The sequence below is a fragment of the Baekduia soli genome, from assembly GCF_007970665.1.
In the GTDB taxonomy this organism is placed as follows: Bacteria; Actinomycetota; Thermoleophilia; order Solirubrobacterales; family Solirubrobacteraceae; genus Baekduia; species Baekduia soli.
Window position 1 is genome coordinate 1749223 of sequence record NZ_CP042430.1, and the last position, 13830, is coordinate 1763052.

Annotated in this window: 11 protein-coding genes; 3 read left to right on the top strand and 8 right to left on the bottom strand. The window is 77.0% G+C overall.

Annotation, left to right across the window (positions count from 1 at the left end):
- The first annotated feature begins 178 nt into the window (after nucleotides 1-178).
- Nucleotides 179-1525 carry a pyridoxal phosphate-dependent decarboxylase family protein gene (locus tag FSW04_RS08125; protein ID WP_146918126.1) on the top strand — a complete coding sequence of 449 codons (1347 nt, stop codon included), beginning with the start codon at nucleotides 179-181 and terminating at the stop codon, nucleotides 1523-1525.
- A gap of 69 nt (nucleotides 1526-1594) precedes the next feature.
- Here FSW04_RS08125 and FSW04_RS08130 read toward each other — a convergent pair whose 3' ends face one another.
- From FSW04_RS08130 to FSW04_RS08140, 3 genes are all read right to left on the bottom strand, one after another.
- Nucleotides 1595-1894, bottom strand: coding sequence for a DUF4242 domain-containing protein (locus FSW04_RS08130; RefSeq protein WP_146918129.1), 300 nt, complete (start codon nucleotides 1892-1894; stop codon nucleotides 1595-1597).
- Between the two features lie 73 nt (nucleotides 1895-1967).
- Complete coding sequence (locus FSW04_RS08135) at nucleotides 1968-4634, bottom strand: ATP-binding protein (RefSeq protein WP_146918131.1); 2667 nt, start codon at nucleotides 4632-4634, stop codon at nucleotides 1968-1970.
- Nucleotides 4635-4693: 59 nt separating this feature from the next.
- Nucleotides 4694-5938, bottom strand: coding sequence for an MFS transporter (locus tag FSW04_RS08140; protein ID WP_146918133.1), 1245 nt, complete (start codon nucleotides 5936-5938; stop codon nucleotides 4694-4696).
- Nucleotides 5939-6021: 83 nt separating this feature from the next.
- Here FSW04_RS08140 and FSW04_RS08145 point away from each other — a divergent pair, with 83 nt between their 5' ends.
- The gene (locus FSW04_RS08145; protein WP_146918135.1) at nucleotides 6022-6600 is read left to right on the top strand and encodes a TetR/AcrR family transcriptional regulator; all 579 of its coding nucleotides are present in this window, start codon (nucleotides 6022-6024) and stop codon (nucleotides 6598-6600) included.
- A 12-nt stretch (nucleotides 6601-6612) separates the two neighbouring features.
- Here FSW04_RS08145 and FSW04_RS08150 read toward each other — a convergent pair whose 3' ends face one another.
- Genes FSW04_RS08150 through FSW04_RS08160 form a run of 3 tightly spaced genes read right to left on the bottom strand, consistent with a single transcriptional unit; the run spans nucleotide 6613 to nucleotide 11674 of the window.
- A complete protein-coding gene (locus tag FSW04_RS08150; protein ID WP_146918137.1) occupies nucleotides 6613-9984 on the bottom strand; it encodes a TM0106 family RecB-like putative nuclease in 3372 nt (1123 codons plus the stop codon).
- Nucleotides 9985-10029: 45 nt separating this feature from the next.
- On the bottom strand, nucleotides 10030-10302 hold the full coding sequence (locus FSW04_RS08155) for a hypothetical protein (RefSeq protein WP_228431007.1): 273 nt from the start codon (nucleotides 10300-10302) through the stop codon (nucleotides 10030-10032).
- A 34-nt stretch (nucleotides 10303-10336) separates the two neighbouring features.
- Complete coding sequence (locus tag FSW04_RS08160) at nucleotides 10337-11674, bottom strand: DNA recombination protein RmuC (RefSeq protein WP_146918139.1); 1338 nt, start codon at nucleotides 11672-11674, stop codon at nucleotides 10337-10339.
- A 98-nt stretch (nucleotides 11675-11772) separates the two neighbouring features.
- Between FSW04_RS08160 and FSW04_RS08165 the strand changes: the two genes are divergently transcribed.
- On the top strand, nucleotides 11773-12498 hold the full coding sequence (locus FSW04_RS08165) for an ImmA/IrrE family metallo-endopeptidase (protein ID WP_146918141.1): 726 nt from the start codon (nucleotides 11773-11775) through the stop codon (nucleotides 12496-12498).
- A gap of 49 nt (nucleotides 12499-12547) precedes the next feature.
- Here FSW04_RS08165 and FSW04_RS08170 read toward each other — a convergent pair whose 3' ends face one another.
- Both FSW04_RS08170 and FSW04_RS08175 read right to left on the bottom strand, forming a co-directional pair.
- Entirely contained in the window at nucleotides 12548-13201 is a 654-nt protein-coding gene (locus FSW04_RS08170; RefSeq protein WP_146918143.1) for a helix-turn-helix domain-containing protein, read from the bottom strand.
- Entirely contained in the window at nucleotides 13198-13800 is a 603-nt protein-coding gene (locus FSW04_RS08175; protein ID WP_146918145.1) for an RNA polymerase sigma factor, read from the bottom strand. The genes FSW04_RS08170 and FSW04_RS08175 overlap by 4 nt, the downstream gene beginning before the upstream one ends.
- Between the last annotated feature and the right edge of the window lie 30 nt (nucleotides 13801-13830).

Genomic DNA, 13830 nt, shown 5'->3' on the forward strand with positions numbered 1-13830 from the left:
GCCGCAGGACGGCCGCCGAGGAGCGGGTGCCGAACGGCTGCAGCGCGGTGCCCGAGGTCGCGACGCCGGCCACGAACGGCTCGCTGACCCCCGTCGGGATGCGGGCGCCGTACCCATCCGGCGCTGCGGTCACGCCTGCCGCGCACGACGCGGACCGGGCTCGGGTTAGGCTCGGCGTATGCCCCATGAGCTGCTGGACCGGGCCCGCGCGCTGGCCGGGGCCTGGCTCGATGCGCTGCCGGACCGCCACGTCGGCCCGGCGGCCGACGACGCGGCGCTGCGCGCCGCGCTGGACCGCCCGCTGACCGACGCCGGCGAGGACCCGGCGACGGTGCTCGAGGACCTCGCACGCGACGTCGAGCCCGGCCTGGTCGCCTCGGGCGGGCCGCGCTACCACGGCTTCGTCATCGGCGGCGCCCTGCCCGTCGCCATGGCGGCCGACTGGCTGGTGAGCGCCTACGACCAGCCCGCCGTCCTGCACGCCAGCTCGCCGGGGATGGCCGTGCTCGAGGACATCGCGGGCACCTGGGCGCTCGACGTCCTGCGGCTGCCGGCGGGCAGCGGCGTCGGCTTCGTCACCGGCGCCCAGATGGCCAACGCCACCTGCCTGGCCACCGCGCGCAACGCGGTCCTGGCCCGCGAGGGCTGGGACGCCCGAGCCGACGGGCTGTCGGGCGCCCCGGCGGTCGAGGTCCTCGTCGGCGACGAGGTCCACGTGACCGTGGGCCGGGCGCTGGGACTCATCGGGATGGGGGAGCGGCGCGTGACGCGCGTGGCCGTCGACGCCGGCGGCGCGATGGACCCGGCCGCGCTGGCCCGCGCGCTGGACGCGGGGTCGGGGCCCTCGATCGTGTGCGCCCAGGCCGGCAACGTGAACACCGGGGCCTGCGACCCGCTGGCGGCGATCGCCGACGCCTGCGCCGCGCGCGGCGCGTGGCTGCACGTCGACGGCGCGTTCGGGCTGTGGGCCGCCTCCGCTCCGGAGCTGGCCCACCTCGTCGCGGGCCACGACCGCGCCGACTCGTGGGCGGTGGACTGCCACAAGTGGCTCAACGTGCCCTACGACTCCGCGCTGGCGATCGTGCGCGACGCGGCCGCGCAGGCCCGGGCGATGGGCATGACCGCCGCCTACCTGGCCGGGAGCGACGAGCGCGAGCCCAACGCGTTCGTCCCCGAGTCCTCGCGGCGCGCGCGGGCCGTCCCGGTCTACGCCGCGCTGCGCACGCTGGGCCGCGATGGCGTCGCGGCGCTCGTGGACCGCTGCTGCGCGCAGGCGCGCCTCATGGCGCGGCTGCTGGCCGAGGGCGGCGTCGAGGTGCTCAACGACGTGGTGCTCAACCAGGTCCTGGCCGGGTTCGGCGACGCCAGAGGCGTGGTCGCGCGGGTGCAGGCCGACGGCACCTGCTGGCTGGGCGGCACGACGTGGCGCGGGCGCGACGCCATGCGCATCTCGTTCTCGAACTGGTCGACGACCGACGACGACGTCCGCGCCTCCGCGGCGGCGATCCTGCGGGCCGCGCGCTGACCCCCGGTGCCGCCGGGGCGGGTCGCCGTCGAGGGAGGACGGCGACGCCGGCCCCGGCGGCCGGCGGCCTCAGGCCGTGGCGGCCGGCTCGGGATCGGGGCGGACGAGGACCGTGTCGGCGATCGGGATGATCTCGTCGGCGGGCAGGTCGGCCCGGCGGGCGTGCTCGCGGATCGCCTCGGGGCTCGTCGCCTGGTAGATGCAGATCGTGCCGACGGTGCCGGCGCCCTCGTCGAGGACGTAGCTGCGGATCCAGCGCACGTCGTCGGGCATGTCCTCGTCGCCGACGCGGGTCGAGCGGCCGGCCGCGGCCTGCAGCTCGTCGGCCGAGCTCCAGCCGCTGCGGCGGAGGATGGCGTACAGCTTCATGGTGCCTCCTGGGGGGTGGGTGCGATGTCGCCAAGCTACGGTGGCGCCGCACCGGCGGCATCGGGAGGACGACCTATCTTTCGACGATCCGCAGCCTGAGCGCGGTCGCCGCCGCCTGGCTGCGCGAGGTCGCGTCGAGCTTGCGCAGGATGGCCGAGACGTGGTGGCCGACGGTGCGCTGCGACAGCCACAGGCGCTCGGCGATCTCGGCGTTGCGCAGGCCGTCCGCCAGGAGCTCGACGACCTCCAGCTCGCGGGCGGTCAGCCCGGCGGGGTTCTCGCGCGTGGCGGGGTGCGGGCCCCGGCGCAGGCCGCGGGCGCCGCGCTCGCGCAGACGCCGGGCCACGCGCGCCGCGGCGGCCGCGGCGCCCAGGCCCTGCAGCGCCTCCAGGGCCTCGCGCTGGGACGCCTCGTCGCCGGCGTGCGTGAGCGCCAGCGCCGCCTCGAACGGGCAGCCGACCTGCGCCCAGGCCTCGGCGGCGGCGCGGTGGTCGCCGTCGAGCTCCAGCCGGCAGGGCTCGGCGAGGGCGCCCGCGGCGGGCCCGGGCGCCGGCTCCAGCCCGGCGCGCCGGCGCCACACCGCCAGCTCGCCGGCCACCCACGGGTCGCCGCGGCGCAGGGCGAGGGCGAGCGTGGCCGCCGTCTCGTCCTCGACGGCCGCGGGCTCGCCGCCCAGCCAGCGGGCCTCGGCACGGGCGACGGCCACGGGCCCCAGCCGTTGCAGCTCGCCGGTGCGGCGGGCGAGCTCGAGGGCCTCGTCCAGCGCCGGCCAGTGCCCCGCCTCGCCGCGGCGCGCGGCGAGCCGGCCGGCGACGACGAGCGCGGAGAAGCGGCTCGTGGCGGCCACGCGGGGCTGGGCGAGCACCTCGGCGGCGCCGCGCGCCGCCGCGTCCCAGCGCCCCTGGTCGAGGTCGGAGCGCGCCCGGTAGCCCGACATGTACCACAGCCAGGCGTCGAGCCCGCGCTCGCGGCAGTAGGCGATCCCGTCGTCGTGGGCGCGGTCGGCGCGGGCGAAGTCGCGCCGCTCGACCGCGCAGGAGCTCAGGTTGGTGTAGGCCCTGGCGACGTGTTCCTCCAGGCCGCCGGCCAGGGCGAGGGCGAGGCTGCGCTCCAGCGTCGCGGCGCCGCCCGGCGCGCCCGAGCGCAGCTCGGCCACGCCGACGTTGTTGAGGGCGTGCGCGAGCGTCTCCTGCTCGCCGAGCCGCTCGGCCAGGGCGATCGCGCGCGCGCCCCAGGCGATCGCGGCCGCGTCCTCGCCGGTCAGCATCCGCAGCTGGGCGACATTGCTGTAGGCCATGGCCAGCTCGGGGCCCGGCTCCAGCGGCTCGAGGAGCGCGATCGCGCGCTGCGCCTGCGCCTCGGCCGTCGCGTTGTCGCCGCCGAACCACGCCAGGCGCGACAGCCAGCGGTGGGCGTCGCCCTCGCCGGCCACGTCGCCGGCGGCGCGGTGCTCGGCCAGCGCCAGCGTGCGGGCCTGCACCGCCTCGGGGATCGCGTCGGTGAGGTAGCACTCGTAGGAGCGGCGGCCGAGCAGCTCGGCGCGGCGGGCGGGCGGCAGGCCGTCGGCGTAGCGCAGGGCGCGGGCCAGCTGCGCGGCCGCCTCGCGGTGGGAGCCCAGCGCGGCGGCGCGCGAGGCGGCGGCCGGGGCGAAGCGCAGGACGGCCTCGGCGTCGTCGGCGGCCTCGGCGTGGGCCGCCAGGCGCGCCGGGTCCGGCCGGCGCCCGAGCGCCGCGGTCAGCGCCGCCAGCGCCCGGCGGTGCAGCAGGAGGCGCCGGTGGGGCGCCAGCGCCTCCTCGATCGCGACGCGGGCGATCTCGTGGCGGAACCCGACGCGCGTGCCCTCCGCGCGCAGCATCCCCGTGGCCAGGCAGGCGTCCAGGCCGGCGCCCGCGCCGTCGGCGAGCGTCTCGAGCAGCCACAGCTCCGTGCGCGCGGGCTCGATCGCGACCGCGTCGAGCACCTCGCGCGCCGCGTCGCCGAGCCGCGCGGCCCGGGCCAGGACGGCGTCGCGCACGGTGTCGGGCAGGTCGCCCGCCCCCTCGGCGGCGAGGACCTCGGTCACGAAGAACGGGTTGCCCGCGGTGCGCTCGTGCAGGCGGGCGACGTCGACGACGCCGACCGCCCCGGCCAGCACGCCGACGGCGTGCACCGACAGCGGCCCGAGGTCCAGGCGGTGGGCGCCCTGGGCGGGGAGGTCGCCGAGCGCCAGGCGCAGCGGGTGCGCCGCGTGCAGCTCGTCGGCCCGGTAGGTCGCGACCACGAGCGCCGGCCAGGCCGCGACGCGCCGCGCGAGCAGGCGCAGGACGTCGAGCGTCGCCTCGTCGGCCCAGTGCAGGTCCTCCAGCACGACGATCGCCGGGCCCGGCTCGAGCTCGCCCGCCAACGCCGCGGCCACCGTCCCGGGCGCCGCGTCACGGGCGACCGCGGCCGCCAGCCCACCGCCGGTGGCGTGCGCGATGTCCAGCAGCGGGCCGAGCGCCCGCGGCGTGCTCAGCGCGTCGCAGCCGCCCCACAGCACCCGGGTCCCCGGGCCCGACGCCGCGCAGAACGCCCGCACGAGGGCCGACTTGCCGATCCCGGCCTCGCCGCCGACGAGCACGAGGCGCCCCGCGCCGCCGGCGCGCACGCCGTCCAGGAGGTTCTGCAGCGTGGCCAGCGCCTCGGCGCGCTCCAGCAGCCCGGCGTCCGCGGCCGTGCCGGGGGCGTCGTCGGAGATCTGCGGCCGGCCACCGGCGCGCATCGTCGGCCAGCGCCCCGGCGCACGCAAGGGTGCTGGCCGTACGCCGCAGGCGCGGGCGCTCAGGCCGCCCGGCAGGCCGTCGCCCGGGGCCGGCGGCGGCGGGCCGCCGTGCCGGCCAGCGCGAGCGCCGCGAGCGTCATGACGACCACGCCGTACTCGCGCGAGGTCTGCAGGATCCCGCCATGGACGGCCAGCGCCCCCGCGACGATCGCCGGCAGGCCCATCGCCAGGTAGCTCACCGCGTAGACCACCGAGAGGACCCCGGCCCGCTCGTGCGGCGCCGCGAGCGGGATGACCGTGCGCAGGGCACCCTGGAACGCGGAGCCGAAGCCGATCCCGGCGACCACGGTGCCCAGGAAGAACCCGGGCGCCCAGCCGGCCGCGACGGCCAGCAGCGTGATGCCGACGCCCGCGATGAGCGCGGCGTTGCCCACGACCATGACCGTGCGCGCCGCGGCGTTGCGGACCACCAGGACCGTCGCGGCGCCGCTGCCGGCCAGCGCGAAGAGCGACAGGCCGCCGAGGATCGCCGAGTCCGAGCCCGACACGAGGCGGGCCAGGGCGGGGCCGAGCGAGCCGTAGAACCCGGCCAGCGCCCAGATCGCCACCAGCGCGGGGACGGCGCGCAACAGCGGCCCGCGGGCGCCGGCGGGCAGGCCGATCTGCGGGCGCAGGGAGGCGAGCGCGCCCGGCGTGCGCGCCGAGGACTCGGCCATGAACGCGACGCCGGCGAGCTGCAGCACGAACGCGGCGAGCAGCACGAGGTAGACGAGCTGGGTCGGGGCGGGCAGCAGCTGCACGAGCAGCGCTGACCCGAGCGCGCCGGTCGCCGTGCCGCTCATCGGGCCGACGCCGTTGGCGATCGCGCCCTTCGTGCGGTGCAGGTCGATCATGCCGGCGCCCAGCGCGCCGACGGCCGCGCCGGTCGACAGGCCCTGGGCGACCCGGGCGACGAGCAGGGCCGGGACGCCGCCGGCGGTCGCGAAGACGACCATGACGACGGCCTGCACGACGATGGCCACCAGCAGCACGGGGCGGCGCCCGACGTGGTCGGAGAGCGAGCCGACGACGAGCAGCGCGGCCAGGACCGCCACGGCGTAGACGCCGAAGATCACCGTGATGGTGATGGGCGAGAAGCCCCACTCGGCCTGGTAGGCCGCGTAGAGCGGCGTCGGGGCGCTCGAGCCGGCGAGGAACAGCACGAGGATCGAGGCCTGCAGCGCGAACGCGGCGCGGGACGGCAGACGGCCGGGGCGCGACGGGGCCCAGGCGGTGGACGGGGCGGGGAGGGAGAGATCGGTCATGAGGGGTTTCCGGTCAGAGAACAGACAGGTCTGTTCATGGCCTCCCTGGACAGTACACAGACCTGTCTGTTACCGTCAAGCCCATGTCCGCGAAGGCCCCAGATCGGCCGTCGGCGCGGGAGCGCCTGCTGGCCTCGGCGACCGAGCTGTTCTACTGCGAGGGCATCCATACGGTCGGCATCGACCGCGTCATCGAGCACGCCGACGTGTCCAAGGCGTCGCTCTACAAGATCTTCGGCAGCAAGGACGAGCTCATCCGCGCCTACCTCGAGGCGCGCCACGCCCGCTGGCGCGAGCGGCTGACGGGGGAGATCGACGCGCGCTGGGACGATCCCGCCGAGCGGCTGCTGGGCGTCTTCGACGTGCTCGGCGAGTCCTTCGCCGACCCGGACTTCCGCGGCTGCGCGTTCATGAACGCCAGCGCCGAGGCCCGGCCGGGGAGCCCGGTCGTCGAGGCCTCCGACGCGGCGCGCGCCTGGAAGCGCGGGCTGTTCGCCGACCTCGCCGCGGCCGCGGGCGCGCCGGACCCGCAGGGGCTGGCCGCCCAGCTCGTGCTGCTCTACGACGGGGCGCAGATCGCCGCGCGGATGGACCGCGACCCGGCCGCCGCCGCCACCGCGCGGGCCGCCGCCGCCGTGCTGCTGGACGCCGCGCGCCGCTGACGCCGGGACCGCTCACACGCGGCGGCCGGCCGCGTCGGCGAAGCGGCACAGCATCGTGACCAGTCGCATGTCCTGCACCGTCGTGCACCGCGCGCCCAGCAGGGCCGGCGAGCACACCACCACGGCCAGCGCCTGCGCACGCGAGACGGCCACGTTGAGGCGGTTGCGGCTGAACAGGAAGCCCATCCCGCGCGAGACGTCCTCGCCGCTGGAGCTGGCCATGGAGAACAGGACGACGGGCGCCTCCTGGCCCTGGAACCTGTCGACGGTCCCGACCCGCGCACCCTCGGGCAGCCGGGCCTTCAGGCAGCGGACCTGCAGGTTGTAGGGCGCGACGACCAGGACGTCGTCGAGCGTCAGCGGGCGCCGGCGCCCGTCGCGGCCCACGCACGTCCCGCCGTCGAGGAGCAGCTCCAGCTCGGAGGCGATCCGGTCGGCCTCCTCGGGCGACCGGCCGCGGTTGGCCTCGTGCTCGACCTCGATGAGGCGCAGCCCGTGCCCCGACAGGCCGGGCGAGTCGACCCGCTGGACCTCGCACCCGGGCACGGGGACCAGGCGGCCGTCGTACATCGTCTCGGAGATGAACCCGCACACCTCGGGGTGCATCCGCCAGGAGGCCGCCAGCAGGACGCCTCGCTCGGGCGGGATCGTGTCGTGGTCGCCGAGCACGTGCTCGAGCACCGAGCCGCCCGTGCCCAGTGGGTGGGTGCCCTGGCTGACGTGCGCGAGCTGCTGCGGGTCGCCGAGCAGGACGACGCCGCCGGCGGCCTGCGTGGTGGCGATGGCGTCGGCGAGGGAGACCTGGCCGGCCTCGTCGACGAGCAGCACGTCGACGCTGCGCCGGGCGTCCGCCGACGCCCAGTGCCAGGCGGTGGCCGCGGTGAGCGCGACGGGGCCGTCCTCGACCGGCGGGCCGGCCTTCCCGCTCGTGACGCGGGCGCTGTCGTAGGCGTCCTCGTCCTTCGCGCACTTCTTCCAGCCGCGGAAGTCGACGCCGGCCTCGTCGGCCGCCACGTCGACGGCGGCCACGAGGTTGTTGATGGCCTTGTGCGAGGTCGCCATGATGCCGACGCGCCGCCCGTGGGCCAGCAGGTCGACCGCCAGCCGCGCGCCGGTCCACGTCTTGCCCGTGCCGGGCGGCCCCTGGACGACGAGGACGCTGCGGTCCAGGCCACGGACCTGGGCCTTCAGGCGCTCGAGGTCGACCGGGCCGTCGGTCAAAGGCGGCGTGCCCGCGGCGAAGCGCGGCGAGCGGGCCAGCAGCAGGTCGAGGCCGGGGTCCGGGCGGTCGGTGCCCGCGTCGGCCACGCCCTCGGCGAAGCGGTGCAGCGCGTCGGTCTGGGCGGGCGTGTCGTACGGGCCGGCGGGACCGATCGCCAGCGGCGCGCCGGTCCCGTGCCGGGGGCCGCGGCGGACCACGACGATGCGGGCCGCCTCGTCGACGGACTCCAGGGTCGCCTCGCGCCCGGCCAGCGGCTCGTCGACCTTGCCGGGGGTGAGCTTGAACTCCTGCTCGGGGTATCGCAGCGTCCAGACGCGCGAGCCGCGGCCGACCTCCTCGCAGCCGAGCACCTCGAGGCCGGAGAGCGCCTCGGGGTCCTCGTCGCGGAGCTCCTCCAGGGTCCGCTCGCGCCGCGCGAACAGCGCCCACCACACCGGCTTGGACTCGCGGCGGTGGTAGCCCGCGAGGTGGAACGCCAGCCGCCGGGCGCGCTGCGCCGCGTCGTCGCCGGACTCGTCGTCGGGCAGGCCCGCGAGCAGGCGGTCGCGCAGGGCGTCGGTCCGGGCCTGCTGCGCCAGCGCACGGTCCGACCGGGGCCGGGGCTCCTGGGCGGTCAGGACGGCCAGCGGCGCGCCGAACACCCGCTCGACGTCGGGCCGGCGCTCCAGCAGCCACGCGTACAGCGCCCGCGTGCTGAGGCAGTCGTCCTCGTTGTAGCCCGCGATGCCGTCCAGGTGCGACGGGTCGCCATCCTGCCCGTAGGCCTGCCAACGGCGCAGCGACCCGATCGCCCCGCGCAGCTCGGCGTCGCGCTGGAAGCCGAAGACCGGCTCGAGCGCCTTGAGCCCGTACCCCTCGGTCCCGGCGCGGATCGCCTGCCGGGTGATCCCGTAGAGGTCGACGAACACGCGCCGGCGCAGGAGGTCGTCGACCTCGGCCTCGCGCGTGGCGTGGCGGGCCACCAGGCGCTTGAGCGCGACGGTCTCGTAGGCGTTGTAGTGGAAGACGTGCAGGTCGGGGTAGCGGCGCAGGCGGTCGCCGAGCCAGTCGATCCAGGTCTCGAACGCCTGCTTCTCCTCGGCGCGTGACGTCGCCCACAGCGCCCGGTAGACCGGGCCGCCGGCCTGCTCGAACACCGTGCCGAACAGGTACTCGAGCCCGTCGTCGCCCCAGTTGGGGTCGCCCTCGAAGTCGAAGTGCACGTCGCCGGCCGACGGCAGGGGCAGCCGCCCGAGCCCGCGGTCGGCCGCCGGCTCCAGGAGCTCGTACAGCGGGCGGCCCAGACCGCGGCTGCGCAGCTGCAGGCCGGCCTGCGCGCGCAGGGTCCCCACCGTGGTGCGCGGCACGCGTGGGACATCCCGGTCGACGGGCAGCGTCGCCAGCGCGGGCAGGGTGTGCACGCCGGCGGCCTCGAGGCGCAGCCCCTGCGAGCGGTGCACGCCGGCCGTCAGCGAGACGTGGTCGTCACGGCGACGGCGCGCGTCGCAGACGTGCCACCAGTGGCAGAACCCGCAGGCGGCCACCTCGTAGGGGTAGGCCGGGACGGCGCCGGGCGCGCACAGCTCGGCGTGGCGCACGAGGAACGCGGCGCGCACGCGGCCCGCATAGGCCGCGAACTCCTCGGGGCGGAACGACGCCGTGGCGCCGTCGCCCAGGAGCAGGTGCATCTTCTGCGGCGCGACGCCCTGCAGACGGGCGAGCTCGTCGGTGTAGAAGACCAGCTGGAAGATGTGGCGGGGCTCGGCGTGGCGGCTGAGCTTGGCGTCGAAGACCTCGTAGGACCACGCGCCGAGCTCCGACGGCGCGTCGACGCGGACGAGGAAGTCGGGGTAGCCGATCCACCCGTCCCGCAGGAAGCAGGCCTGGTGCAGGATCTCGCGGCCCTCGGCCATCGCCGCGGCGGTGCGCCGCGCCAGGTCGTCGGCCTCGGCGCGGTCGCCGGCCAGCAGGACGACGTCGCGGCCGGCGTCCAGGAAGCCCTGCAGGATCGCGTCCTCGTGGCGCATGCCGCGCTCGGACAGGAGCTCGAGGTCCGGCGGCCGGCGGCGCTCGCCGAGCTCGCCGCGCCGCTCGAGGATGTCGAGGTGGGTGCGGTGCTCGCAGTCCAGGAAGCGCGTGAGCGCGGTGGGGGAGAGCGGGAGGTCGGAGGACGTGGCGGCCATCGGGGACAGGGTCGACCGCCGGGGGGTGGTTCCTGACACCGGCTGTCAGACCACCGGCGGGCCCTCCCGGGCCACGTCGAGCTCGGCGACCTTCAGCGAGCGCACCTCGAGCTCGTCGATGACCAGGCGCTTGATCGTCGCGTGGCGGACGGTCAGGCGTCCGATCGCCAGCGCCCCGATCGCCCCGGCGCCGAGCGACAGCGCCGCGATCGCGATCGGCGCGCGCGCCGACGGGCCCGAGACGCTGAACCCGGTCGCGCGCAGCGGCACGACGTCGGTCAGGGACGATGACCTGCGGCGGGGGCGCGCGAGCGACATGGGGTCCTCGGTTCTCGGTCGGGGCGGACCCAGCCTACGCCGCGGACGCCTCGCCCGGTCCCAGGACCGTGATCTCGCCGCCGGCGGCCTCGGGCACCGTCAGCGCCCGCGCGACGCTGTCGATCCCCACGGGCACCGCGAGCTCCTTCTCCGAGGCGGCCCCGAGATCGTCGAGTCGGCGCAGCTGGGGGAGCACTCGGCCCTCCAGCGAGCCGACCGAGGCGTTGTAGGCCTCGGTCGCCGACGTCAGCTGGCGCCCCACCTTGGCGAAGGACGCCAGGAACGTCGCGCAGCGCTTGTGCAGCTCCCGGCCGGCGGCGGCGATCTCCAGCGCCGACTGCTCGACCTCAGCCTGGCGCCAGCCGTAGTGGGTGGCGTGCAGCAGGGCGAGCAGGGTCGTCGGCGTGGCGATGAGCACGCCCTTGCCGGCGCCGCGCTCCAGCAGGCCGGGGTCGCGGTCCAGCGCCGCCACGTAGCAGGCCTCGTTGGGCACGAAGCACACCACGAACTCCGCGGAGCGCTCGAGCTTGGCGTGGTAGGCCTTCGTCGCCAGCGCGTCGAGGTGGGTGCGCAGCTGGGCCGCGTGCCGGTCCAGGTGGCGGTCGCGCTCCTCGTCGCCCGTGGCCTCCAGCGCGGTGAGGTAGGCGTCGAGGGGGACCTTGGAGTCCACGACGATGTCGCGCCCGGTCGGCAGGTGCACGGTCATGTCCGGGTGCAGGCGCGTGCCCTCGTCGCCGTCGACGGTGACCTGGGTGTGGAAGTCGACGTGGTCGGTCATCCCCGCGACGCGCACGACGTTCTTGAGCTGCATCTCGCCCCACGAGCCGCGGACCTGCGGGCGCTTGAGCGCGCTGACCAGCGCGCCGGTCTCCAGGCGCAGCCGCCCCAGCTCGGTCGCGGTCGTCTCGCACATCTGCCGAACGGTGGCCTGCGTCGCGCGGCGCTCGCGCTCGAGGTTGCGGACCTGGGTCTGCACGTCCTTGAGGTGCTCGGCGATGGGCGCCACCGCGGCGGTGATCTCGGCCGCCCGCAGCCGCAGCTCCCCGTTGGCGCTCTCGTGGTCGGCCTTGCGGGCCTGGGCCGCGAGCTCGGCGACCTGCTCGGTGGCCCCGCGCAGCACCTCGCCCGAGATGGCCTGCATCTCCTGGCGGAACTGCTCGCGGTTGCCCTGCAGCAGCGCGACCTTCTCGGCCGTGGCGCGCTCGAGCTCGCCGAGGCGCGTGCGGTGCGACGCCTCGGCCTGCTCGTGCAGGCGGCGCTCGGCCTCCAGCGCGGCGTCGGCGCGGACCTGCGCCGCCCGCGCGGACGCGAGCTTGTGCAGGGTCCCGGCCAGCGCGAGGATGAGGACGACGATGACGGCGAGGGCGAGCATGGGATGAGGGTCGCGGCAGGCCCGGTCGGTCTGACAGCGAGCTTGCGCACGGGGTCGGGGCTCGGCCCCGGCCGCCGCGCTGCCGATGATGCCGGGGCGTGAGCAGCCTCGACCACAACCGGGGCGCCAAGCGCGCCCGCGAGGCGCGTCGGGCTCTGGGCCTGGACCCCGTCGGGCCGCTGCCCTGCCTGCTCAGCGCCGTCGAGCAGGCGGCGGGGCTGCCGGTCGTCGTGGCCCGCCTGGCCGCCGGGGTCGCCGGCGCCTGCCACCGCGACGGCGACCGCGCGCTGCTGTGGGTCAACGGCCTGGAGTTCCTGCCGCGCCGGCGCTTCACGCTCGCCCACGAGCTCGGGCACGCGTGGTGCCGCCACGACGGCACGCTGGCCGTCGACACCATGGCCACGCTCAACGGCGGCACGACGAGCCCGCACGAGATCCAGGCCAACGCGTTCGCCGCCGAGTTCCTGCTGCCCCGCGCGGCGATGGAGGAGCTCGTCGTCGACGGCGAGCCGGGCCTCGACGAGGTCGTCGTGATCGCCGCGGGCTTCGGCGTGAGCGCGCTCGTCGTGCTCTACCGCCTCAAGCAGCTCGGGCTCGCGGGCGCCCGCCGCATCGAGGCGCTGCAGGCCGAGATCGCCGAGGGGCTGCACACCGACGCGTTCGCGCGCCTGCGCCTCACCGGCCCGGCCGACCGCCTCGCGGCCATCGCGACGCTGCCCTACCTGTCGCCCGCGCTGGCCGGCACCCATCTGGAGGCCGCGCTGCGCGGGGAGGCCGCGGCCGACGACGCGCTGGCCGGCGCGATGGCCCGGCTGCTGGCCTAGCTGAGGTGCCTCGGACTTGGCGGACACCCAGAGGCCGCGCGCCCGGCCCTCACGCGTCGGGCCCGCCCGTGAACAGCCGGTCGACCTCGTCCATCGCGGCCGGGGCCGGCGACAGCGCCGCGCGGCTCAGCGCGGCGATGTCGGCCGCGACCTGCGCGGTGGCGTCGCCCTCGGCCCGCAGCAGCGTGCCGCCCGCCGGCGCCGCGCGCAGGCCGCGGCCGAAGCCCGCGGCGTCGGCCAGCGTGCCGGGGCTGGCGCCCAGGAGGTCGCCGAGCGCCTCGAGCAGCCGGCGCGACACGCGCGTGGGCTCCAGGCCGCCCTGCTCCAGACGCCCCAGGTACTCGGCGGTGCGCGGCTCGTCGCCGCGGTCCAGGCCCAGGCGCGCCACGAGCCGCGCCGCGACGTCGGCGATCGACAGGCCCCGGCGCGTGCGCAGCGCGGGCAGCGTGGAGGGCCACAGGCCGGCGTCGTCGCCGGCGGCGCCGAGGACCCGGGCCACGACGGGCTCGGCCCGGACCGCCGCCCGCGCGGCGTCGTCGAGGTCGGGGGTGGGCGCCAGCTCCAGCCACGTCGTGATCCGGTCGGCCAGCTCGTCACGGGCGGGGCCCTCGGGCACGCGTGCCAGGTGGTCCCGCACCCGCGGCCGCCGGCCGGCGTTCCACGCGTCGATGAACGCGCCGAGGACCTGATCGGTGGTGCTCATGTGTCGTAGTCCTCCCTAAGCCGCTTGAGGTCCTTCATGCCGCGCGACCGCCGCTGGTAGGCGTTGTCGGCGGTGATGCCGAGCTCCTGGGCGATCTCCGGCACCTCGGCGCCGTGGAACGTGAGCTCGAGCACGCGCCGGCGCTCCTCCTTGACCTGCGGCAGCGCCCACTCCAGGAACGCCCGCACATCGTCGCGGCGCTCGGCCTGCTCGAGGCGCGCACGGGCGGCGTCGGCCTCCCAGACCGCCGCGGTCCCCGGGTCGGCCGGCGTCAGCGAGGGGCCCTCGTGGCGGTGCTCGCGGACCGACCGGCGCTGGACGTCGATGCAGATGCCGCGCGCCAGGGTCTTGCAGGCGTTGACGAGCTCGCCGGTCGAGACGCCCGCGAACGTCGTCATCAGGTTGGTCGAGAAGCGCGCCATGGCCATGCCCACGGCCACCTCGTGCTCGTCGTCGTCCAGGCGGCCGCGGTGCGCGGCGTAGACCAGGCCGTCCATGCGATCGAAGAAGTCGATCACGAGCTCCTCCCAGCAGCGGCGCATGAGCGCCCCGTCGTCCCGGTCGCGCGCGGCCACGAACCGCCGCAGGTGCTCATCCACGTGTCTCCCCACGCCGGGTGTGTCGCTGCG